This is a genomic window from Arthrobacter sp. AZCC_0090 (assembly GCF_014207375.1).
Lineage (GTDB): Bacteria > Actinomycetota > Actinomycetes > Actinomycetales > Micrococcaceae > Arthrobacter.
Genome location: NZ_JACHEE010000008.1, coordinates 114,293 through 136,679 on the forward strand (window position 1 = coordinate 114,293; position 22,387 = coordinate 136,679).

The 22,387-nt window shown below is 63.8% G+C and carries 19 protein-coding genes; 9 read left to right on the top strand and 10 right to left on the bottom strand.

The window, feature by feature from the left end; all coding sequences use genetic code 11:
- Positions 1 to 26: 26 nt before the first annotated feature.
- The 3 genes from HNP00_RS14000 to speB form a co-directional block, all read right to left on the bottom strand.
- Positions 27 to 1,559, bottom strand: a complete 1,533-nt coding sequence (locus tag HNP00_RS14000) for an aldehyde dehydrogenase family protein (RefSeq protein ID WP_260404977.1) — start codon at positions 1,557 to 1,559, stop codon at positions 27 to 29.
- Between the two features lie 77 nt (positions 1,560 to 1,636).
- A complete protein-coding gene (locus HNP00_RS14005; protein WP_184740105.1) occupies positions 1,637 to 3,094 on the bottom strand; it encodes a cytosine permease in 1,458 nt (485 codons plus the stop codon).
- Complete coding sequence (speB, locus tag HNP00_RS14010; RefSeq protein WP_184740107.1) at positions 3,091 to 4,110, bottom strand: agmatinase; 1,020 nt, start codon at positions 4,108 to 4,110, stop codon at positions 3,091 to 3,093. The genes HNP00_RS14005 and speB overlap by 4 nt, the downstream gene beginning before the upstream one ends.
- Positions 4,111 to 4,348: 238 nt before the next feature.
- Here speB and HNP00_RS14015 point away from each other — a divergent pair, with 238 nt between their 5' ends.
- The 6 genes from HNP00_RS14015 (at position 4,349) to HNP00_RS14040 (ending at position 10,624) form a co-directional block, all read left to right on the top strand.
- Positions 4,349 to 5,842: a PucR family transcriptional regulator gene (locus HNP00_RS14015; RefSeq protein WP_184740109.1), complete on the top strand. Its 1,494-nt coding sequence runs from the start codon at positions 4,349 to 4,351 to the stop codon at positions 5,840 to 5,842.
- Positions 5,843 to 5,923: 81 nt separating this feature from the next.
- A complete protein-coding gene (locus HNP00_RS14020; RefSeq protein WP_184740111.1) occupies positions 5,924 to 6,988 on the top strand; it encodes an FUSC family protein in 1,065 nt (354 codons plus the stop codon).
- 55 nt (positions 6,989 to 7,043) lie between these two features.
- Positions 7,044 to 7,814 (top strand): GAF and ANTAR domain-containing protein, encoded by a 771-nt coding sequence (locus HNP00_RS14025; RefSeq protein WP_184740312.1) that lies wholly within the window; start codon positions 7,044 to 7,046, stop codon positions 7,812 to 7,814.
- Between the two features lie 108 nt (positions 7,815 to 7,922).
- The gene (locus HNP00_RS14030) at positions 7,923 to 8,522 is read left to right on the top strand and encodes a hypothetical protein (protein WP_184740113.1); all 600 of its coding nucleotides are present in this window, start codon (positions 7,923 to 7,925) and stop codon (positions 8,520 to 8,522) included.
- Between the two features lie 52 nt (positions 8,523 to 8,574).
- Positions 8,575 to 9,333 (top strand): IclR family transcriptional regulator, encoded by a 759-nt coding sequence (locus HNP00_RS14035; RefSeq protein WP_184740115.1) that lies wholly within the window; start codon positions 8,575 to 8,577, stop codon positions 9,331 to 9,333.
- 100 nt (positions 9,334 to 9,433) lie between these two features.
- A complete protein-coding gene (locus HNP00_RS14040; protein ID WP_184740116.1) occupies positions 9,434 to 10,624 on the top strand; it encodes a 4-hydroxybenzoate 3-monooxygenase in 1,191 nt (396 codons plus the stop codon).
- 123 nt (positions 10,625 to 10,747) lie between these two features.
- On the opposite strand, the gene HNP00_RS14045 is transcribed toward HNP00_RS14040, so the two are convergent.
- The 4 genes from HNP00_RS14045 to HNP00_RS14060 all read right to left on the bottom strand — a co-directional run bounded on the left by HNP00_RS14045 (position 10,748) and on the right by HNP00_RS14060 (position 15,241).
- Positions 10,748 to 11,695 carry a proline dehydrogenase family protein gene (locus tag HNP00_RS14045; RefSeq protein WP_184740118.1) on the bottom strand — a complete coding sequence of 316 codons (948 nt, stop codon included), beginning with the start codon at positions 11,693 to 11,695 and terminating at the stop codon, positions 10,748 to 10,750.
- Between the two features lie 36 nt (positions 11,696 to 11,731).
- On the bottom strand, positions 11,732 to 12,673 hold the full coding sequence (locus HNP00_RS14050; RefSeq protein ID WP_260404978.1) for an aldose 1-epimerase family protein: 942 nt from the start codon (positions 12,671 to 12,673) through the stop codon (positions 11,732 to 11,734).
- A gap of 86 nt (positions 12,674 to 12,759) precedes the next feature.
- A complete protein-coding gene (locus HNP00_RS14055) occupies positions 12,760 to 13,962 on the bottom strand; it encodes an ROK family protein (protein WP_260404979.1) in 1,203 nt (400 codons plus the stop codon).
- 13 nt (positions 13,963 to 13,975) lie between these two features.
- Entirely contained in the window at positions 13,976 to 15,241 is a 1,266-nt protein-coding gene (locus HNP00_RS14060; protein ID WP_311770580.1) for an FAD-binding protein, read from the bottom strand.
- Positions 15,242 to 15,452: 211 nt separating this feature from the next.
- On the opposite strand from HNP00_RS14060, the gene xylA reads away from it, so the two are divergent.
- The 3 genes from xylA to HNP00_RS14075 all read left to right on the top strand — a co-directional run bounded on the left by xylA (position 15,453) and on the right by HNP00_RS14075 (position 19,545).
- Positions 15,453 to 16,643, top strand: a complete 1,191-nt coding sequence (gene xylA, locus HNP00_RS14065; protein WP_184740124.1) for a xylose isomerase — start codon at positions 15,453 to 15,455, stop codon at positions 16,641 to 16,643.
- A gap of 19 nt (positions 16,644 to 16,662) precedes the next feature.
- Positions 16,663 to 18,165: a xylulokinase gene (gene xylB, locus HNP00_RS14070; protein WP_184740316.1), complete on the top strand. Its 1,503-nt coding sequence runs from the start codon at positions 16,663 to 16,665 to the stop codon at positions 18,163 to 18,165.
- A 165-nt stretch (positions 18,166 to 18,330) separates the two neighbouring features.
- The gene (locus HNP00_RS14075) at positions 18,331 to 19,545 is read left to right on the top strand and encodes an ROK family transcriptional regulator (protein WP_184740126.1); all 1,215 of its coding nucleotides are present in this window, start codon (positions 18,331 to 18,333) and stop codon (positions 19,543 to 19,545) included.
- Here HNP00_RS14075 and HNP00_RS14080 read toward each other — a convergent pair.
- Genes HNP00_RS14080 through HNP00_RS14090 form a run of 3 tightly spaced genes read right to left on the bottom strand, consistent with a single transcriptional unit; the run spans position 19,527 to position 22,385 of the window.
- Complete coding sequence (locus tag HNP00_RS14080) at positions 19,527 to 20,648, bottom strand: Gfo/Idh/MocA family protein (RefSeq protein WP_184740128.1); 1,122 nt, start codon at positions 20,646 to 20,648, stop codon at positions 19,527 to 19,529. The two genes, HNP00_RS14075 and HNP00_RS14080, sit on opposite strands and share 19 nt — an antisense overlap.
- Positions 20,633 to 21,331: a ThuA domain-containing protein gene (locus HNP00_RS14085; RefSeq protein WP_184740129.1), complete on the bottom strand. Its 699-nt coding sequence runs from the start codon at positions 21,329 to 21,331 to the stop codon at positions 20,633 to 20,635. The genes HNP00_RS14080 and HNP00_RS14085 overlap by 16 nt, the downstream gene beginning before the upstream one ends.
- A gap of 49 nt (positions 21,332 to 21,380) precedes the next feature.
- Positions 21,381 to 22,385 carry a sugar phosphate isomerase/epimerase gene (locus HNP00_RS14090; RefSeq protein WP_184740131.1) on the bottom strand — a complete coding sequence of 335 codons (1,005 nt, stop codon included), beginning with the start codon at positions 22,383 to 22,385 and terminating at the stop codon, positions 21,381 to 21,383.
- Positions 22,386 to 22,387 lie beyond the last annotated feature (2 nt).

The window sequence follows — 22,387 nt, forward strand, 5'->3', positions numbered from 1 at the left end:
CTAAGCTCCGTTGCTTGTCTGAACGCTCATGCGCCGTGGTTGATCATGACGTGCTTGGTGCGGGAATAGTCGTCCAAAGCGTAGAGCGAGAGGTCCCGGCCGTATCCGGATCCCTTGAATCCGCCCCACGGTACCTCGCAAGCCAACACCAAGTGTGAATTAACCCAGACCGTACCGAAATCGAGTTGCTTTGGGACGCCCAGTGAGAGGCTTGAATCCCGGGTCCATACCGAGGCAGACAGCCCGTAGGGGCTCTCGTTTGCCCGTGTAATGGCTTCTTCGGTGGAAGTGAAAGTCTCGACCGTGACCACGGGACCAAAGATCTCGTGGGTAGCGATAGGCGCACCGGCCGGCACGTTGCTGATGACCGTGGGCTCGATGAAGTAACCCGGGCCCGCCAACGCGGAACCGCCGATGGCTATGTGCAGGCCTGCGGCTTTTGCCTCGGCCAGTGATTCCTTGACGCGTTCGAAGTGTGGGCGGGAAATCATGGGGCCGATTTCCACGTCGTCCCCTGCGCCAGGAGCCCCCACCACCAGCGTGCCGACTTCCCGCACCAGGTGTTCGGTGAACTCGGCAGCCACAGACTCGTGCACAAGGACGCGGCATGCAGCGCCACAGTCCTGCCCGGCATTCCAGTAACCGGCGTTTCGCACGCCTGCGGCGGCAGCACGGAGGTCGGCGTCGGCAAACACAACAACCGGGGCCTTGCCGCCGAGTTCCAGGTGGACGCGCTTGACCGATTTGGCCGCGGTCTCGGCCACGGCCTGTCCGCTGACAACGCTCCCTGTCAAGGCAACGAGGGCGATGCCAGGGTGTTCGGAAAGCCGCTGTCCGACGGTTCGGCCCTGTCCAGTCACGACGTTGAGGATTCCATCGGGAATGTGTCCGGCCAGGACTTCCGCGAGCTTCAGCGTCGAGAGAGGCGTCTGTTCGGACGGCTTGAGGACGATGCTGTTTCCCGCGGCCAGGATGGGCGCAATCTTCCAGGCCGCCATCAGCAGGGGGTAGTTCCACGGGGTGATGACGCCCACCACGCCCACCGGTTCCCTGAGGATCACCGAGGTGTGCCCGGTTGCGTAATCGCCACCGGCCATGGACGTCAGCGTGCGGGAAGCTCCGGCCATGAATCGGAAAGTATCAATGGTGCTGGAGACATCGTCTTCCGCAACGGTTCGCGGTTTACCGGTGTTGGCGGATTCGATGATTTCGAAGGCTTCCCGGTTGGCTTCAATGATGTTGGCGATCAGGTTCAAGACCTCCGATCGTTCCTTCGGCGTGGTGGCGCCCCACGATTTCTGGGCCGCCACGGCTGCTTCGACAGCAACGTCGACATCCGCGGCGGTGCCTGCCTGTACGGAGGCGATGACCTCTTCAGTGGTGGGGTCTACGACGTCGATGAGGTGGTTGGAAGAGCCCGGAACAAACGATCCGCCAATGAAGTGCCCGCTGGGAGGCAGAGGCAGCCGCAAGATGCCCGAGACGTTGTGGGCCGCAGGGGAGCCAGTGTCTTCGCTGACGCGGCGGACGGTGAACTGTTCGGTCTCAATGAGTGTCATGATTTTTGCCTTTGTTTTCTGGCGCCGGTCGCGACGTCGGGAGTTTAGGGGGAGTGCAGGCCTTGGTCCGCGCTGCGCTAGACCAGGTCGCTTGCGAGTACGGGGGCTTGGAACGGTGCGGCTTCGGTCTTCTTCCGGAACACTCGTGCTGCGACGTAGTAGAGCGGGGCAACCACGACGAGGCCGACAATCCATGAGAGGTCCACGCCGCCCATTGCCGCTGCGACGGGCCCGGTGAAGATCGCCGTTGCCGAGAACGGCAGCTGGACCAGGGCACCTGCCACGTAGGAACCGATCGCTACCCAGTTGAAGCGGCCGTACACGCCGCCGTCGCGCTTGAAGAAGTCTTCAACCCTGTAATCGCCGTGCCGGAGGAGGTAGTAGTCCACCAGGTTGATGGCCGTCCACGGAACCAGCACGTACATCAGGAAGGAGAGGAAGTTGGTGTAAAAGAGGATGAAATTGTCGCGTGCGAACAGCGAGATCAGGAGTGCGAGGGTGAAGAGGATGATTGCCGCAACGCTTCGGGTCTTGGCGCGCGGCAACCAGTTCGGCTTGAACGTCTGCCCAATCGTGAGGCTGCACAGGACGCCGCAGTAGAGATTCATGGCGTTCGACGCTGCAACGCCGAGGCAGAAGATTCCCACGACTGCCAGGGTCCATGGCTGGAGCACCGCTCCCATGCTGCCGACGATTTCAACGTTGCCGGCGTCCGCGCCCATCGTGACCGCCAAGGTTCCTACCAAGGCGCCCAGGATCATCGGGAAGAGCGTGCCCAGGACGCAGCCTGAGTAGGACGCCCAGAATGCCGGGCCCGAGCCGGTGCCTTGCGGCATGTAGCGGGAGTAGTCCGAGACGTACGGGGCGTAGGCGAGCTGCCACAAGGCGGACACGGAGACGGTGGCCATGAAGCCGACCCAGTTGAAGTTTCCCTGGGAGAGGAAAGTGGCAGGCAGCCCGTGGACGAACATGATCCAGACGAAGGCCAGAAGCAATGCCAAACCGGCCACGATGCTGAGGAAACGTGCGTAGGCGTGAATGAGCCGGTAGCCGAAAATAGTGGCAATGACGCTCACGACGCCGATGATGATGATTCCGGCGTCAACACTGATGTCCGGGCTGACTGCGGCCATTGCCTCGCCGCCAAAGACCAAGTTCGCGGCGAAGAATCCGACGTACATGATCACCACGATGACAACGATCAGCAGCGCCCCGAAGGAGCCGAACTGGCCGCGGGTCTGGATCATCTGTGCCACGCCCAATTGCGGTCCTTGGGCGGAGTGCAGCGCCATGAAGATGCCACCGATGACGTTTCCGAGGATGATTCCCACGATGGCAGGCACAAAGCTGAGCCCGAACACCGTGGTGGCGAGTCCGCCGGTCACGATGGTCATGATCATGATGTTGGAACCAAACCAGATGGTGAAGAGGTCCCGCGCCTTTCCGTGGCGTTCGTTCAGCGGGATGGGCTGAATGGTCTTGTCTTCGAGCCGGGGCACTTCGGTGACTGCGGCGGGATTGCTTGGGGTGTTCATGACGCGGTCCAAGAGGCTGCTTGCAGCTCACGGGCATCGTCGAGGGAGACAGTGTTCGTCTCGGCCTTGCCGCGGTTCACCATCAGCGCGAGGAGATCGAAGACAAGGGTGGCCGCAGCCACCGAAGTGATGTCTGCATGGTCGTAAGCCGGAGCGACTTCGACGACGTCGGCGCCGACGATGTTGATGCCGTCCAGTCCGCGGAGCAGGGCCAGCAGTTCGCGGGAGTGGAGCCCGCCCATCTCCGGGGTGCCGGTGCCCGGCGCATAGGAGGGGTCCAGGACGTCGATATCGATGGAGACGTAGACCGGGGTGTCGCCGAGCCGCTCCTTGACCTGTGCGATGGCCGCCGGAACGCCTATGACATCCAGGTCCGAGCAGCGGATGATCTGGAATCCGAATTCATGGTCGCGGAGGAAATCGTTGCGGTCGTAAACCGGTCCGCGGATTCCGACGTGCATGGATCTGTCTTCCACGAGGAGGCCTTCCTCGAAAGCCCGCCGGAAGATGGTTCCGTGTGTGACCGGCTGATCGAAGTAGGTATCCCAAGTATCCAGGTGGGCGTCGAAGTGCAGCAACGCGACCGGTCCGTGGACTTTGTTCAGGGCCCTGAGCATCGGGAGGGCAATGGTGTGGTCGCCGCCGATCGAGATGAGCTTCTTGTCCTCACTGATCAGGGGCAGTGCCTGCTCTTCGATTTCACGGACGGCCCGTGTGATGTCGTAGGGGGTGCAGGCGATGTCGCCGGCGTCCACAACCTGCACTTCGTCGACGGGCTCAACGTCCAATTCGGGGTGGTACCCCGGACGCAGAAGCCGGGAGGCTTCGCGGACCGCGGCAGGACCGAAACGGGCGCCGGGCCGGAAGGACGTTCCGCCGTCGAACGGTACTCCGACGATCGCAATGTCGTAGTCCGGGACGCGGTCGATTTGGGGAAGCCTGGCGAAGGTGCCGAGGCCGGCATACCGGGGGACTTTTGTTGCGTCGACGGGGCCGATGGGCTGATGCGTTGTCATGCCGGGATCCTTCGTGCGGTGCTGTCGAGCGGCGACGCCGGCAGCTTTCGGGTTGGGAGGAGGGGTGCTCGCCTTTGAGCGGGAATGTCGAGTCGGAGTGTTGTCGGGAAGTACGTCATCCCATTCTTGGTGACGCATATCACTGCGTATAGCGGTAGATTGACTACAAATGGCCGAGGCCCTTATACAAATGTCTAAGCGCCGCGAAACGGCCTGAACGATCTGGGAGCACATCTTCATGGCGATAACCGTGGCCGAGCTCTTGGCGGAACCCCAGTTGGGGCTCACTCTTCTGGCGGGGTCCGCCGGTAAGGACGGCCGAATCACGTGGGCTCACACTTCCGACTTGCCGAGGCTGTGGGAATGGGTCACCGGCGGCGAACTGATGATGACCAACGGCCTGTCGATCCCAGCCGACGCCCCAGGCCAAGTAGCGCTCGCCGAGGCACTCGTCGGCGCAGGGGCCAGTGCGCTGGCCATCGGAGAGAAGATGCACGCCCCGGAGTTATTGCCGGAGTTCCTGGCGGCTTGCGAGCGGTTGCCGCTGCCGCTGATCAACATTCCGTACCCCCTACCGTTCATCGCCATCGCGCGAACGGTGGCCGAGGCCTCCCTGTTGGAGGAATCGCGGCGCCTGCGTCAGACCGCCCGGGTCTATGACTTGCTTCGCACCACGGGAACAATCGAGGACCACTGGCACGGCCTTCTCCATGGACTCGCGGCTGAGCTCGATGCGGATCTTTTCGTGGTGGACCGGCGCTGCCTCCATCCATGGCATCCGGACGGCGAGCCGCTGCCGGACTTCCTGCAGTCGGAATTGGCCCCGCTGACAGGGCAAACACCCTTGGCCGGAAAAAAGTTTCAATGGCATCGGCTGCTTGGCCGGCATGTGTTGATGATGGACATTCCGACCCACCCCAACGCGCTCTTGGTGGTGCTGCCGAAAAGCGATCCGCACCCTGACGCCGTCGTGCTTCTACATGCGGCGACGGTGCTGGGACTGGAACTCTCCCGGACGGTCCTGTCCCTGGAAAGCCAACATCGCCTCGCGGGCGAATTCCTCCTGCAGGCGGTCGACGGACGCCTCGGGATCGCGGAGCTGGAGAGCCGGCTCACCGCCTTTGATGTTCCGGCACAAAGTTTTGTGGTGGTTTCGATAGGATCCGACGACGGCGAGCGGCTGGCGAACCTCCACGTCGAACTGTGGCGCCACGGCTTTAAGGCCGCGTGCTTGCGGCGTTTCAACACGCTTCATGTGGCGGTGTCCGCAGCGGTGACTGACGACGTCCTGATCCACTGCGCTGGGCCCGGGGCGAGGATTGGCATCAGCTCGCCCACCTCTGCCGCCGGGATCCAGCGTGCGCTGCAGGAATCGCTGTGGGCGTTCGGTTCAGCCAAAGGTAACGCCCTGAATTTGACCCGCTACGCCGAGGGACCATCATGGTTGGGGCTGACGAGTTTTGAGGAAGGGGCGGCGTTGGTTCAGCGGCTGCTCGGCCCGATCTTCGCGTACGAACAGAGCCAGGAAGGCGATCTCATCGTGACTTTGAGGACCTATCTGGACACCCAGAGGTCCTGGCAAAAGACCGCAGCGGCGCTCTTCGCCCACCGCCAAACCGTTATCTACCGCATCCGGAAAATCAGCGAATTGACGGGTCTCGACATGACCGAAACCTCCACCCTGGCCCAGCTCTGGTTTGCGCTCCAGATCCATGAGGCCATGCGCAAATAAGGCCGCTGCACCGTAAGATTCGAAGCGGACGCCAGCGCCGCCGTCGTATGTTTGATCCTGCGACGAAAGGCAAGCTGCCCCTTGAAGGCTGTAGCGGAGATGTTCACCATGGGTCCCGGCAACAAGGACCATCACCCGGCTCTCCGCTGTGCAGTAGGCGTGTTCGTTCCGCTCATTACGCTGACCTTGGTGGGCCGCCTCGATCTGGCCGTTTTCGCATCGTTCGGCGCCTTCACCGGCATCTACGGCCGTAACGAACCGCACAGCCTCCGCTTCCGCAGCCAGCTCCGTGCCGGCGGCCTCATGCTGTTGGTCATCTTGTTCGGAACGTTGACCGCCCGTGTGGCGCAACAGTGGGGGACCGGGGCCGTCGAATACTCATGGTTCCTGACCGCCGCGACCACTTTCGTTGCCGGCGCCTGTTCTGTGGTGGCCGCGTTTTGGCGCCTGCGTCCTGCCGGCTCCCTTTTCCACATCTTCGCGTTCGCCGCGATCGCCTCCATTGCGGCGCAGCCCCCTTTGTGGGAAGCGTTGCTGGTCGCCGTCTTGACCACGGGCTTGTGCCTTCTGATCGGCATGTCCGCCCGTGTGGTCAAGAGCCATAGGACGCCCTGGAAGCGGCCGCCGCCCATCCGGCACACGGCTCCCGAGCGTCGGGCAGCGTGGTTGGAAGGCGGCGGTTACCTGGTAGCGGCCGGCCTCGCGGGGACGCTGGCGACGCTGGCCGGCGAACGGCTCGGCTTCGGGCACACGTATTGGGCCATGGTGGCGGCCGTGGTCCCTTTGGTGGGACATTCCACCCGTCACCGTGTCCGCCGGGGTATCCAGAGAATCGCCGGAACGGTGATCGGCCTGGTGCTGCTGGCGGGCATCTTGTGGCTTAGTCCCGCGCCGTGGGCCATGGTCCTAGTGATCGCGGCCTGCCAGTTCGGGGCGGAGATGTTTATTGCCAGGCAGTACCTGGTGGCACAGATTTTCGTGACACCGCTGGCCTTGATCGCAACGCTGCTGGCCGCCCGGGTTGACCCCGGGCTCTTGCTGCGGGACCGCATCGTGGAGACGGTGATCGGGGCCGCCGTCGGCGTTGCGGTGGTATTGACGCCGACGGCATGGGCACGGTTGCGAGCAGTGTTGGACCCTAGCTAAGGAGGCTTATTATTTCCACATGCCCCCATCAGCATATTCACCTGGAGAACGTGCCATGCTCCCTGCAGATTCCGCCCCGACCACCATTGACCAAATCCAGAACCTGATCCTGGAAAGTGCCGACTTCGAGGACTTCCTCAATGAACTGGCACGGTTTTCTGCCCACCAGATGGCGGGCGACGGCGATGACGCGCTCTGTGGGATCACGCTGCTGCGCGAGCGCAAGGCCGTCACGGTCGGGTGGAGCAGTGATGTGGCCCGGGAGGTGGATGAGATCCAGTATTCCTTGGCACAAGGTCCCTGCCTGACGGCCGCCGAAGAGGAGCGGGAAGTCCACGTTCCCGATCTCCTTGAGGAGGATCGCTGGGGACCTGACTATGCGAACGCGGTTGTGTCGTTCGGCCTGAGGTCGGTTCTGTCGTTGCCTTTCGACCTTGAGGGCGAGGCGAAGGCCGCGCTCAACCTGTACTCCGAAGCCCCCTACAAGTTCGACGAAAGGGCCGCGGAGCGTGCCCGGGGATACACCAGAGAGGTCTCGCAGGCCTTGCGCCTTGCCGTCAGGTTCGCACTTCACGCGGACAGTGCCAAGAACCTCCGGGCGGCGATGGAGTCCCGCACGATCATCGACATCGCCGTGGGAGTTGTCATGGCACAGAGCCGTTGCAGCCAGGAGGACGCTGTCCGGATCCTGACAGATGCCTCGAGCAATCGCAACGTGAAATTGCGCGATATCGCCAAGTCCTTGGTGGATTCGGTCGACGCAGCGGGCGCGCTGACCCACTTCGAGGAGCCAGGCCACGGCCACGGACACAATCGGGCGAGCTGAGTCCGGACTTTTCCGTTGGTCAACGGGCGGGGTTGTGCAACAGGGTGCCAGAGGCTACGCTTCTTGAGGTTGAGCCGTCGGCCATAGACACCCTCTTTTGGAGTACCTATGGACCGCAGATTGCACGCCCTCGTCAAGTTCGATGTTTCCACGGATGCAGTAGAGATAGACGTGCGGGGGAGCCTCAACGAGGATTCCCGCCCCGCTCTCGTCCACATCGTTCGCCGGATCCGGCGGATGGGCATCATTTCCCACATCAGAGTGAGCTTTGCCCGCGCCGCGCTTGTGGAATCGCAGGCCTTGGCGGGACTTCGTAACGACCTCAATGCGATCGGCGGCGGCGCCACCGAAGTAGGGCTCTCCACCGGATCCGGAGTTTCGCTGGAATTCATGGATCGGCCTGCCGCCCTTCCCGTTGAGGCGGCGGGGCCGAAACCCGTCGAGATCACTGGCGAGTTCGCTGCCTCGATCGATGCCGGGGGATTCCAGCCGCTGGACAAATATTCCGATGACGAACTTCTCGCCGCGAGCGACTTCGCCTTTGGGTTACTGGACCAACCCACCACCTTTCGCGGACCGGAGTTGCTGGCGCATTATGACGCGATTGGCATGGAAATCTCGCGGCGGAAAGTACAGGATCCCGCGGCGAATCTTGCTGGGGAGACGCCCGTGGAAAATGCGCCCGCCGGTCCCACGGACCCCGTGTAAGCTGGAGCGCGGCACCGTTCAATGGAATCCGTAGGAAAGTGGGAAACGCTCCGTGGCCAACTCGGCGTCCGGCGATTCCGTGGTGGATCGCATCGTCCGGATCATTGAAGCCTTTCCCGAAGGCTCCACCTCCCTGCAGCTTTCCGAACTGGCGGAGACCGCTAGTTTGCCGCTCACAAGCGCGCATCGTTTGGTGCGGCAACTCGCCGATCACGGGCTCTTGGAACTGGCCCCGGGTGGACATGTCCGCCTGGGCCTGAGGTTGTGGGAACTCGTCAACCGCAATTCACCCACCCTGGCCCTCCGCCAAGCAGCCCTGCCGTTCATGGAGGACATCCAGCAGGTCCTGAACCAGAACGTGAACCTCGCAGTGCTGGACGGTTGGGAGGCGTTGTTCGTGGAACGGCTGTCCCGCCGCGGATCTGTGGCCAACCGCGCCCGCGTGGCCGGCCGCATGCCTGTCCATATTTCCTCGGCCGGGCTCGCGTTGATGGCGAACCAGTCGCGCGAGCAGCAGGCGGAGTACCTCAAGCAGTTCACTGACCCTGCCGGGAAGGTGACTGCCGACGTCGTCCGCCACCTTTTGGCCGAAACCGCGCAGCAGGGCTACGCGCAGCTCGCCGGCGTAGTGGATCCGGATACGTGGGGTATCGCGGTACCGGTCATGGACGGTAGGCGGCGCGCTGTGGCCGCGCTAGGCGTCGTGGTCCCGCTTGCTGAGATGCGCCTGCAGGCGCTGGTCCCGGCGCTGCAGACGGCGGCCCGCGGCATCGGACGCCAGCTCGGAGAAGGCGTAGCGATTTTCCGTTGAACGGAATTCGGGTAACGCCGACCATGCGGTGGGGGTCACACTGATCAACAGAACCCGCCGCAGCCCTCCAGCCGCGGTTCCGCAATGAAGCGAGGAACACATGGCACGCAAGATCATCACCACCCAAGTGGCCATCATGGGCGCAGGCCCGGCCGGCCTCATGCTCTCCCACCTGCTGGCGAAGTCGGGGATCGAATCCACCGTCATCGAAGTCCGCAGCCATCAGCAGATCGCCGAAACAGTCCGTGCGGGCATCCTGGAACACGGCTCCGTGAATCTGCTCGTGGACAGCGGCGTTTCGGACCGCGTGCTGCGCGACGGCGACAGGCACGACGGCATCGAGCTGCGCTTCAACGGCGAAAGCCACCGGATCGATTTCAAGGAACTCGTGGGGGAATCGGTCTGGCTTTATCCGCAGACAGACGTCTTCCTCGACCTCGCTGCACGGCGTAAGGACGACGGCGGGGACGTCCGGTACAGCGTCACGGACACCACCATCCGCGATCTCGAAGGCAAGCCGAAAGTCTGGTTCACCGACTCCGAGGGCCAGGAATTCGAGATCCAGGCGGACTTCCTGGTGGGTGCCGACGGATCCCGCAGCCACTGCCGCTTCCAGATCCCGGAGGCGAACCGCAAGTGGTATTTCCACGAATACCCGTTCGCCTGGTTCGGCATCCTCGCCCAGGCTCCGCGAAGCTCGGACGAACTGATCTACGCCAATTCGGAGAACGGCTTCGCCCTGATCAGCCAGCGCACCGAGAACGTGCAGCGCATGTACTTCCAGTGCGACCCCAAGGAAAACGTGGCCGACTGGGACGACGAGCGCATCTGGTCCGAATTCCGCAAACGCGTCAACGGAAACGGCTTTGAGCTCAAGGAGGGGCCGGTCCTCGAGAAGATGGTCCTGCCGTTCCGCAGCTTCGTCCACACCCCAATGCGCCACGGGAACCTGTTCCTTGCCGGAGACGCCGCCCACACCGTCCCGCCCACAGGTGCCAAAGGCCTCAATTTGGCCCTGCACGATGTCAAAGTGCTTTTCGAAGGTTTCGAGTCCTTCTACTCAAGCGGTTCCGGCGCCCTCCTCGAGTCCTACAGCGACCGCGCCCTGGAACGCGTCTGGAAGGCCCAGCACTTCTCCTACTGGATGACCTCCATGCTGCACACCGTTCCCGGTTCGGACGATTTCAGCCGTGCCCGCCAGCTCGGGGAGCTCCACTCCGTGGTCTCCTCGCGGCATGCGCGGGCGTACCTGGCGGAGTCGTACACGGGGTGGTCGGGGGCGACGCGCTAAACGTCTGGCGACGCGCTAAACCTCTGGCGACGCGGAAATCCCGTGGCGCGACCGAAATTCGGGAGTCGTCAGGCTTTCTCCGTGTCAGCTAGCCAATTGCGCGTCGCCAGGGAAGTGACAGGGTCAGCTCAGGTTGAGGTCGGCGAGGGCCGTGAGCGCTCGTTCAGGGTGCTCGGCGATGCGGTTGAGGACGTACAACCACCATTCGCCACCGAAGATGACGTACTCGCGCGTTCGGTAGCCTTCCTGCTGCAGTCGGTCCAGAAGGTCAGTCCCCAGTCCGAGGAGCATTTCGAATTCGATCGTGCCGGTCTTCAACGCCTCGCCGTGCCTGGCGATAAGCGTGCTGACGAGCGTGTCGTCGTGGGTCGCGAGGGACAACGGGTGGCCGGAGTGGATGAGCTGGCTTGCCAGTTCGAGGTAGGCGTTGGTGAGTTCGGCGCTGTTGCGGGGATAGGCGGCGGACTCGGGCTCAAGGAACGCGCCTTTGACCAGACGAACGGTACCCGGGTGGCGCAGGACCCGCTCAAGATCGCCGGGCGTGCGATGTAGGCGAGCTTGCAATGTGATGCCGACGCGGGGGATCTCGGCGGCAAGTTCGTCGTACAGGTCAAGGACTAGGTCGGTCCGATCCGAGCCCTCGGCCGAGATCATCAGCTCCGTTCCGAACGGTTCAGTTATCGCGGCGAGTTGGCGCACGTGGTCCAGGGCCAGATCGCGGTCCACGAGTGCGCCGAGGTGGGAGAGGTCAAAGGAGATAGTGCTCGGCAGGCCAGAGGTCCCGAGAGCGGAGCCCAACTCGAGGAACACTATGGCCTCCGAGCGAGCGAGATCAGCGCTGCGCACGCTCTCGCCGGCGTACTCGATGCTGGCGGCGTGGCCGCGAGACACCGCCGCTGCGGCTACCCGGATAGCGTCAGTGACGGTATCCCCGGCCGAGTATCTCCTCGCGACACGCGAAGCCATCGTCGCCAGGGTAGGCGAGGACATGACACGTTGCTTCAGGTCTTCATCCAATGCCCACGCCCGGAGGGTATCGGCAGCACGTTCGAGATCAATCTTGGTAGTCATCCGACAAACTGTACCTGCGGAGGTTTCCGCACAAACTTAGGAGATCCCGCCCGAGCGCCGGGGCAGCAGGTACCGGATGCCCCAGCTAGCTTCCCAGGCCTCGCCGGGTTCCAGCCAGCGCAGGCCGTGGCCGCTGTTGAAGGCATCGGCCGGGGCGGTCATCGGTTCAAGCGCGACGGCGGTCACCATGCCGCCGTCGGTGGTGAACTCCGTAGTGGTGAAGGCCTGGACGTAGCCGAAGGAAGCGTCCATGAGCAGCTGAACTTGGCTGCCGTCAGGCGCTTCCAGATAGTGCAGGGAGCTGCCGTCGCCTTCTTGACGGACATTGCCCCAGGCATCGTCGAGGTCAACGGAACCCACCATCTGGCCGGTGCGGAAGTCGTTCCGGGTTCCGCTGACGTCCGTGGTGATTCCGCTCGGGTTCAGGCGTTCGTCCACCTCGATGTGGGTATCGGCGTTGATGTAGAGCCTGAGTTCTTCGGTCGGCACGCTGCCCAAACGGAGGAAAGGATGTGCCCCGAGCGCGACCGGTGCGGATCGGAGACCCGTATTTTCCACACGGTGTGTGACGCGCAGCCCGTCCACCACGAGTTGATAGCGGACCGACGTCGACAGCTCGAAGAGGTATCCCGGCTGTGGCGAGACACCGGCGTCGAGGGTGATGCTGTCCGTGGTGCGTGAAGTGACCCGATACGGAGTGCGCGTCAGCAATCCGTGCAAGGCATTCCCGTTTTCCGGTTCCGTGATGTCCAATTGCTGGGCAACGCCGTCGTAGCTCCACGTGCCCCCGGCCACCCGATTGGGCCACGGAACCAGGACCCAGCCTGCGCACCACGGCGGTTGCGCATCGGCGGGATAGCCCTGGACGAGGGCCACGCCGTCGACGTCGAGCTCCCGCAAGCTGGCGGCGACTTCCGTCACCACGACGCGCTGGCTGCGGCCGCCGATGCTGGCCGTGAGTTCGAAATGCTCGCCCATGGGTGATGGTGCGCTGTGGGGCGGTGCCAAATTAAGGGAGGGTTCCTGATTGAGCGAGGGCGCCTGATTCAGCATGGTCGGCCTGACTAGGGAGTAGGGGTAGGGAAAGCGCCGGCAGGGTCCGCAAGGAATTGCGTGAAGGCTAGTTCCGCGGCTCCGATCATCATGAGATCCGAACCGAGGGCAGCTTGGTAGATCTTCACCTGGCCGGATGGTCCGTCCATGGCCTGGGACCGGAGCGAGCTGTCCAGGGTCCCGGGAGACAGCGAGTGCAAGACGCCAAGGAAACCGTCCAGGACGATCGCTTCCGGGTTGAAAGTGTTGACGGCATTCCGCAAGGCGATGCCAAGATACCCAACCTGGCGCGCCACTTCTGCGGTAACAGATTCGCTGCTCTTCGCGCGGAGCGCTTGCTCGAGCTGGCTAGCGTCGCCACCGCCCAACCCGGCGAGTTCAAAAAGCGAGGACTGGGAGACTTCGGTTTCAAGGCAGCCCGTGGCCCCACAGTGGCAGGGCCTCCCGGACGAGCGGACAAAGGTGTGCCCGAGTTCCCCGGCGTACCCCGATACTCCGCGGAGCAGTGCTCCGTCCGCGATGACTCCGCCGCCGATCCCGCTGGCCCCACCGTTGAGGTAGATCAAGTTCTTCTGCCCCGCGCCGGCGCCGAAGAGGAGTTCGCCTTCAGCGCCCAGCGATGCGTCGTTGGCAGCGTGGCATGGGTATCCGGTGGCCTCGCTCAGCATGCCGGCTACCGGCTCGTTGCGCCAGCCCAGGTGCGGAGCGTGCCGCACCACGCCGTCGTCCCGGTTGACCAGGCCGGGCACTGCGATACCCACGCCCATGACCCGGTAGGAAGTGTCCAGCTCGGACCGCATTCCGGCAATCACTGCGGCCGCGATGTTCACGGCCTCTTTGGCCGTGGGGATCCGCTCGGTGTCGAAGCGGATCTTTTTCTGGACCTTCCCCCCGAGGCCGACGAGGCCAATGGTGACGGCGTCAATCTCAGGGTTGACCGCAAGGGCAGCTATGGACGGACGCGGATGGACAATGGGGCTGGGTCTACCCACCTGGGATTCACCCGACGGCGCCGTCTCATACACCACTTCGAGGTTCACGAGTTGCCCTATCAGCGTCCCTACCGTGGACCGGTTCAGGCCGGTGCGTTTGGTCAGCTGGGCGCGGCTGAGCACGCCGTTGTGATGGACAAGGGACGTCAGCAGGGCCAAATTGTTTCGCCGCGAGGGATCGGGCTCGCTGGCGGTGGCGGGAGTTCGGGTGGGGGAGGGCATCATCGCGACAATATCAGCTACCAAACACCGTGCGGTCCAGGAAGTCGTTGCGGAACTTCCTTGATGGATCCAGGCGGTCCGCCAGTGCGATGAAGTCGTCAAAGCGGGGGTACAAGGGCGCGACGGCGGCAGCGCCGGCGTCGAACAGCTTGCCCCAGTGCGGCCTCGCCGCGAACGGAGCCAATTCCGCCTCAAGCAGCGGCAGGATGGCTTCGACCGCCGGCTGGTCCTGGCGCCAAGTGAAATGCAACCCGATGCCGTCTCGGCCGTAGTTGGCACTCAACCAGAGCTGGTCCGCGGCCATCGTACGGATTTCGGCTACCAGCAGCAGCGGGGTCACGATACCGGAAAGCCTGCGCATGGTGCGGAGCGCGTCTACGGCGTGCTCACGGGGGATGAGGTATTCGCTTTGCAGCTCATCGCCCTGGCTCGGGGTGAATTCCATCCTGAAATGAGCCAGCCGGTCGGACCAAGGCCCGGCAATGCCGAGCTGCTGCGTGCAGTTACTGCCTGACACTCCCGGAAGCGGGTGCCGAGCTTCCGTTGCCGGAGTGCCGCCGAAGAAGTCTGAAATTTCCGCTGCCGGATCACCGCTGCGCCGCTTGAGCCATGCCTGGCCCAGGGTGTCTCCGCTCCAATCGGTGAAGAGGCTGACGCTGTAGGCGGACGAAGTGATCTGGTCGAAGTTTTCCAGGACGAGATCCCAGTTGAGGTTTTCGAAGACGTTCTGGGCGACGTCGAAGCTTGGCTGGATGTCCAAGGTCAGCGTGGTGACGATGCCCAGTGCGCCGAGTCCCACCACCATGCCGTCGAAGTCCTCGTCGCCGCGGTGTGCGGTAAGAATGTTGCCGTCCGCGGTGACAAGTTCAAGGCCTGCGACGGCGGTGGCCAGGTTGCCGTTTGCGTCTCCGGAGCCGTGCGTGGCGGTGGCGACGGCTCCTGCCACCGAAATGTGTGGGAGCGATGCCAAGTTGTGCAGCGCGAAACCCTGGCGCTGGAGTTCCGACGCGAGAGTCCCGTACCGCGTGCCGCCGCTCACCGTGACAGTCATATTTGCCGCATCCACGTTGATCCCCGGGTCCAGCCGGTCCAGCACCACCAAGGTGCCGTCCGTGTCCGCGATGGCGTTGAACGAATGCCGGGACCCCAGCGCACGGATCTGCCGCGCGCCTGCCACGAGCTCCTGGAGTTGCTCCACGCTGTCAGGGTGGGCGATCTGCGGTGCCTGGTAGCTGTAGTTTCCTGCCCAGTTGCGTTCCGCCACCAGCTGATCAGTCACGGTTGAATCCTTCGTTTGGGAGCCTTGTGGCCTTATTTGATGTCCACAACAACATAACGGCTGAATGGCTCAACCGCTAGATCCTTTGCGATTTTTTCGTAAGTTGTATGAAAAAATCTCGGTGCTTCCAAGTGGTTGACATCACAGAGATTCGTAATATGTTGGATGGCGAAACAAATCTACAAATCTACAAATCTACCTGGAGCACTCAATGACGATTCAGCCCACCCGTGAAGACAAGTTCTCGTTCGGCCTCTGGACCGTGGGATGGGAGGCTCAGGACCAATTCGGTTCTGCCACCCGCCCTCCCCTGGACACTGTCGAAGCCATCAACCGCCTCAGCGACCTCGGCGCCTACGGCATCACTTTCCACGACAACGACCTGTTCCCCTTCGGTTGCTCGGCGGCCGATCGCCAGCGCGAAATCGACCGGCTGCAAGGGGCCCTGAAGGCCACTGGGTTGGTGGTCCCCATGGTCACCACCAACCTGTTCAGCCACCCTGTGTTCAAGGACGGCGGATTCACGAGCAACGATCGCGGAGTCCGCCGCTTCGCCCTGCGCAAAGTGCTGGACAATATCGATCTGGCCGCTGAACTCGGTGCCGAAACCTTCGTCATGTGGGGCGGCCGTGAAGGCAGCGAGTACGACGCCGCCAAGGACATCCGCGGAGCGCTCGAACGATACCGCGAAGCCGTGAACCTGCTGGGCGACTACGTCACGGACAAGGGCTACAACATCCGGTTCGCCATCGAACCGAAGCCGAATGAACCCCGCGGCGACATCCTGCTCCCCACCCTGGGCCACGCCCTGGCCTTCATCGAAACCCTCGAACGCCCGGATCTCGTGGGCATCAACCCTGAGACCGGCCACGAGCAGATGGCAGGCCTGAACTTCACGCACGGCATTGCCCAGGCCTTGTACCAGGGCAAGCTCTTCCACATCGACCTCAACGGCCAGCGCAGCATCAAGTTCGATCAGGACCTGGTATTCGGCCACGGCGACCTGCAGAACGCGTTCTCCCTGGTGGACCTCCTCGAAAACGGCGGTCCCGACGGCGGCCCCTCCTACCAGGGCCCGCGCCACTTCGACTACAAGCCGAGCCGCACCGAAGACATCGACGGCGTGTGGGACTCTGCGGCTGCGAACATGCAGACCTACCTGCTCCTCAAGGAGCGCGCCAAGGCATTCCGCGCCGACCCTGAAGTTCAGGCAGCCCTCCAGGCTTCACGGGTTGCAGAAATCAACGAGCCCACCCTGAACCCGGGAGAAGGCTACGAGCAGTTGCGTGCAGACAAGTCCGCCTACGAGGACTTCGACGCCGATGCCTACTTTGGCGGCAAAGGCTTCGGATTCGTGAAGCTCCAGCAGCTCTTCATCGAGCACCTCCTCGGGGCACGCTGATCCTGTGGCCACTGCTTCCTTGAACCTGGTTGCCGGGGTTGATTCCTCTACTCAAAGCTGCAAAGTGGTGGTCCTGGACGCGGAAAGCGGAGCCCGCGTCCGCGAAGGCCGGACGAGCCACCCTGAGGGAACGGAGGTCCATCCGGACGAGTGGTGGCGGGCGCTCTCCGAAGCGTTCGACGACGCTGGCGGACTCGCCGATGTCAGCGCACTGTCCGTAGCGGGCCAGCAGCACGGCATGGTGCTGCTGGACCGCGACGGCAACGTGGTGCGGCCGGCGCTGCTGTGGAATGACACGCGTTCGGCCGGAGTCGCGGAGGACCTCATCGCCGAAGTAGGGGCAGAGGACTTTGCCCGGCGGACCGGGCTCGTGCCAGTGGCTTCCTTCACCATCACCAAGATCCGGTGGATCAGGGACCACGAACCCCAAAACATGGCCAAGGTGGCCGCCGTCGCACTTCCCCATGACTGGCTGACGTGGCGTCTCCGCGGTTACGGCCCGGCGGGCTCCAGCCCCCTGGGGCCCGACCTGGACCAGCTCACCACTGACCGCTCGGACGCCAGCGGCACCGGCTACTGGAGCCCGCTGACGGGACGCTACGATCTGGACCTGTTCAAACTGGCGTTTGGCCAAGACGCCCGGGAAGCCTCAGGCGGGACGGCGACGGCGGCGCCCGGCGTCGTCGTTCTTCCCCGCGTGCTGGGCCCGGGCGAAACCGCAGGCCGGGTGCACCCGGCATGTTTCGGCGGCACCGGCGCTAGTGAGGCTGTTGGTGGCGGAATCCTGCTCGGCGTCGGGGCGGGCGACAACGCCGCCGCGGCACTGGGCCTCGGAGCAAAACCCGGCGACGTCGTGGTGTCCGTCGGTACCAGCGGCACCGTGTTCGCCGTCGACTCCTCGCCCGGACATGATGCGAGCGGGATTGTGGCGGGCTTCGCGGATGCCAGCGGGGAGTACCTGCCGATCGCGGTGACGCTGAACGCAGCCCGCGTGCTCAGCTCTATTGCGGCATTGCTCGACGTCGACTTCGACGAGCTTTCCCGGCTCGCCCTCGAGGCCGAACCTGGTGCGGGAGGTGTGGTGCTGGTGCCGTACTTCGAAGGGGAACGGACACCCAACCTGCCTCATGCGAAGGCCAGTTTCCACGGTCTCAGCATCGCCTCCACCACCCGGCCGAATATCGCCCGGGCGGCCATCGAAGGCATGCTGTGCGGCCTCGCTGGAGGCCTGGATGCGCTGCGTACCCAAGGTGTCCGTGCCGAGCGGTTGCTCCTGATCGGTGGTGCCGTGCAGAATCCTGCCGTGCAACGGATTGCAGCGCAGGTGTTTGACCTTCCCGTAGTCGTTCCGAGCCCTGGTGAATACGTTGCCCGCGGCGCGGCGGTTCAGGCGGCATGGGCGCTCTCAGGGCACCGCCCAGACTGGCTCGTGGCCGTCGACGCCAACCCTGAGCCCGATTTCCGGGCCTCAATTGGCCAGAACTACAGGAAGGCCAGTGCCCGTATTGATACCGGCAACTGAACCGTTGCTCGTCAGGACCTGGGCCTTCTCCAACATGGCCCGATCGGCTTTGAAGTGACTTCTGCCGACGAGTAACTGCGGCGGCACGGTCCAAATGGTCCGCAACCGCTGATCCGTGAATGATGATGGAGGTCACCCCGTCCTCAACCGGATCCCGGAGGAAACATGCCTGACACGCCGTCGCCCGGAAGAGTGGGCGATGTCCGCAGGCAGAACCTGGCACTCGTCCTCGCCGGGATCCAGGGGAACGGTGGGGCAACGCGCGCCCAACTCGCCGCGGAAAGTGGCCTGACCAAGGCCTCCGTTTCAAGCATTGTGGCCGATTTGCTTGAGTGCGGACTGGTGCGGGAAGCGAGCGTCACCCGCGACGGCGAACGCGGCCGGCCCGGAACCGGGCTCGTCCTCAATCCGGCCCGCGGCGCACTCGCCGCGGAAATCAATGTGGACTATCTCGCGGTAGGGGTCTTGGACTTCTCCGGGGATCTCTTGTTCCACGAAACCGTTGAACGACACAACCGCGCAAGCCAGCCCGCAGACATCCTGCCGATCCTCGTTGCGATGGCCCGGCGGGCGGCAATTGAGGCGGCCGGCACCGGCGTCGAACTTCTTGGCGGGGAACTGACGGTCCCAGGGTTGGTGGAAACGGAGCACAACGTGGTCTTGGCCGCCCCGAACCTGGGCTGGGCCGACGTCGAGCTCTCCGAGGAGCTCCCCACGCTGTTGCCGGATGCGCCTTTCGGCGTCTCTCTCTCGAACGAGGCCAACAGTGCCGCGCTCGCGGAACTCTGGTTTGGCCACGGCGCAGATCACGGCAAAAGCGACAGGTTCCGTGACTTCCTGTACGTGTCCGGTGAGGTGGGCGTCGGAGGTGGGCTGGTCATAGCTTCTCAGCTCTTCGCCGGACCGCAAGGCCATGCCGGTGAGGTCGGGCATGTGGTGGTCCATCCCGACGGTCCGTTGTGCGCCTGTGGTGGCCGCGGTTGCCTTGAAACGTTCGCGGGCCAAGACGCCATATATTCTGCTGCGGGAATAGACCTGGATTCGACCGCGCAGCACATGGCCCAGTTGCTGAGTCACGCTCGCGACGGCGATGAACGGGCGATTTCAGCGGTTGAACAGGCCGGACGCTACCTCGGAATCGCTGTGGCCTCGACGGCACGGGTGGCGAATATTTCCGCCGTCGTGCTGGGCGGGCATTTCGCGGCACTTGAGGAGTGGATCGCTCCCGCTCTGCGCCGGAGCTTGGGCCACCACGCGCCGGGGTTGATCCCGGAAGGAAACGTGGCCTTCTCCGAACTGGGGCAGACCGGGGCGCTCATCGGCGCCGCGGCCACCTCAGTCCGGAGAATTTTGGGCCAGGCCTACGAGCTGATTCCCTGAACCTCTGCGAGCGGTGCCGCCAACACGGTCAGTTCCACAAGGTCCGGCCGTGCCACCGTGCTTTCGATGGACACTGCTGAGCCAGTGTGGGCGGATGCCAGCACCGATTCCATGACCTCCAGCGCGTGGTACGCCACCTGGCCGCCCGCGCGCGGTTCGGCACCAGCCGGGGTGGCGGCGAGGTCGGCAATGCCGAAGCCCCGGCCCGAATCGATGTAGCCGGCCGAGATTGGGAGCGTCCGCCAAGCGTCGGCGCCGAGCGTGAAGAGCTCAACGTCCCCGTCGAAGTGGTTTGGGTCAGGAACCATCAGGGACCCTGCCTCTCCGTGGATCTCGATGTTGGCCGACTTGGTTTTCACCGCGTCAAAGCTCATCACGAGCGTGGACAGCGCGCCAGAGGCGTGGACCAGGACGCCGGTCACGTGTGAATCGATGTCCACCGGGATCACCTCGCCCTCGCGCGGTCCTGAACCAATGGTCCGCGTGTTGCGCGTGTGGCTTGCTGCTCCGATGACCGAAACCACTGGGCCAAGCAGCGTGACCAGGGCGCTGACGTAGTAGGGGCCCATGTCCAGCAGCGGTCCGCCGCCAGGTTGGTAGTAGAAGTCCGGATTGGGGTGCCAGCGCTCGTGCCCCGGGGTCACCATCGTCGCGGTGGCCGAGATCGGGGCGCCGATCAGGCCGTCGTCGATCGCCTTGCGGGCGGTCTGGATACCGGTACCAAGCACCGTGTCCGGTGCGCAGCCGACCACGACGCCGGCCTCCCGCGCCGCGTCGAGCACTCGCCGCGCCTCGGCGGTAGTCGCAGCGAGCGGCTTCTCCCCATAAACACTCTTGCCGGCAGCGATCGCCTTCAAAGCGATTGGCGCATGCGCGGCCGGAATGGTGAGGTTCAGGACGAGCTCGACATCAGCCGCCGCCAAGAGTTCGTCGACGGTGACCGCGCGGACGCCGTCGTAAGAATCCGCGATTGCTTGGGCTCGGGCGGCATCGAGATCGGCCACGGCCACCAGTTCAATGGCGTCCAGCCGGCGGAAGTTCGCGAGGTATTGGGCGATGATGGCGCCGCAGCCAATGATGCCCACTTTTAACGGCTTGCCCACAGCATGCCCCTTTCGATGATGGTGCGGAGGTTGCTGTCCTGGAGGATTTCCACGCGGTGTCCGGGGGTGCAGACGAAGATCCGGCCTTCGGCCCACTGCCGGGTCCAGATAGCGGGAGACGTGACTTCCCGGTTCCACTGGTCCCAGTCCCTGACCTTCTGGGTGGTGGTGGCGAGGACGTCAATGTAGTCGTCCGAGAGGACCCAGTACTGCTCGGTGACCAACTCGAAGTCGCCGAGCCCCTGCGTGATGGGATGGCTCGCGGCAGCCGGGAGCATGTTCACGGTGTAGGGAACGTAGTTGTCCGATTGCTCGCCGGTGCGTTCGTCCGGGTGTCTGCCCGGGTGGCAGGCGAACTGGCCGCCGATCAGGTGCAGGTAGTCCGAGTTGTTCCGGTAGGAATCGGCGATGCCGCCGTGCCATCCGGCAAGACCCGTGCCGTTTTCGACCGCTGTGCGGAGCCCCTCGAATTCGTCCTTCTCGATGGTGGACATGGTCATGCACTGCACGATCAAGTCCACGCCGGCCATATATTCCGAATCGGCATATACCTTGGGAGATTCCTCGACACGGACGTCATAGCCATTGTCCTTGAGGAACGGGATAAAGAGTTCTGTGGCCTCGAATGGCTGATGGCCATCCCAGCCGCCACGGACCACAAGGGCGGTCTTCTTGTTAGTCATGGTTTCCTTTGCATAGAAATACGGCCGGACAGCCGAAAATAGGAGGTGGTCAGCGGCTTGAGAATGCCGCGTCGAATGCGGTGATCGGCGGGGCGATAGCGGCGAGTTCCCGAACCATGGCCAAGGATTGCGGCGCTCCCACGAGTCGGTCCATGCCGGCGTCTTCCCACTCGACGCTGGTGGGTCCCTCGTAGCCGATGGCATTGAGGGTCCGGAAGATCGGCTCCCAGTTCACGTCCCCATGGCCTGCGGTGACGAAGTCCCAGCCCCGCCGCGGATCCGCCCATGGCAAGTGGGATCCGAGCCGGCCATTGCGGCCATTGAGCTGGCGGATGGATTCCTTGACGTGCATATGGAAGATCTTCGGCGCGAAATCCTGGAGGAACATCACCGGGTCCAGGTCCTGCCAGATGAAGTGGGACGGATCGAAGTTCAGCCCGAAGCTCTCCCTGTGGCCGACGGCTTCCAGGGCACGCTTCGCGGTCCAGTAGTCATAGGCGATCTCGGAGGGGTGGACTTCCAAGGCGAAGCGGACCCCCACCTCGTCGAACACGTCGAGGATCGGGTTCCAGCGGTCCGCGAAATCCTGGTAGCCACGTTCGATCATCGCCTCCGAGGCGGGCGGGAACATGGCCACTGCTTTCCAGATGGAGGAGCCCGTGAATCCCGTGACGGTCTTGACGCCGAGGCGTGCCGCGGCCCGTGCCGTCACTTTCATCGCCTCTGCAGCGCGTTGCCGCACCCCTTCGGGATCACCATTGCCCCAGACTTCATCGGACAGGATGTCCCGGTGGCGCTCATCGATGGGATCGTCACACACCGCCTGCCCCGTGAGGTGGTTGGCGATGGCGAAAACCTTAAGGCCGTTCTTGTCGAGGATGTCGAGACGTTCCTGAACGTAGCCGTCGTCAATGGAGGCCCGGTAGGGGTCGAGGTGGTCCCCCCAGCAGGCGATTTCCAGCCCGTCGAAGCCCCATTCGCCCGCGAGCCGGGCGACCTCTTGGAAGGGCAGATCGGCCCATTGGCCGGTGAACAGTGTGATGGGTCTTGTCATCG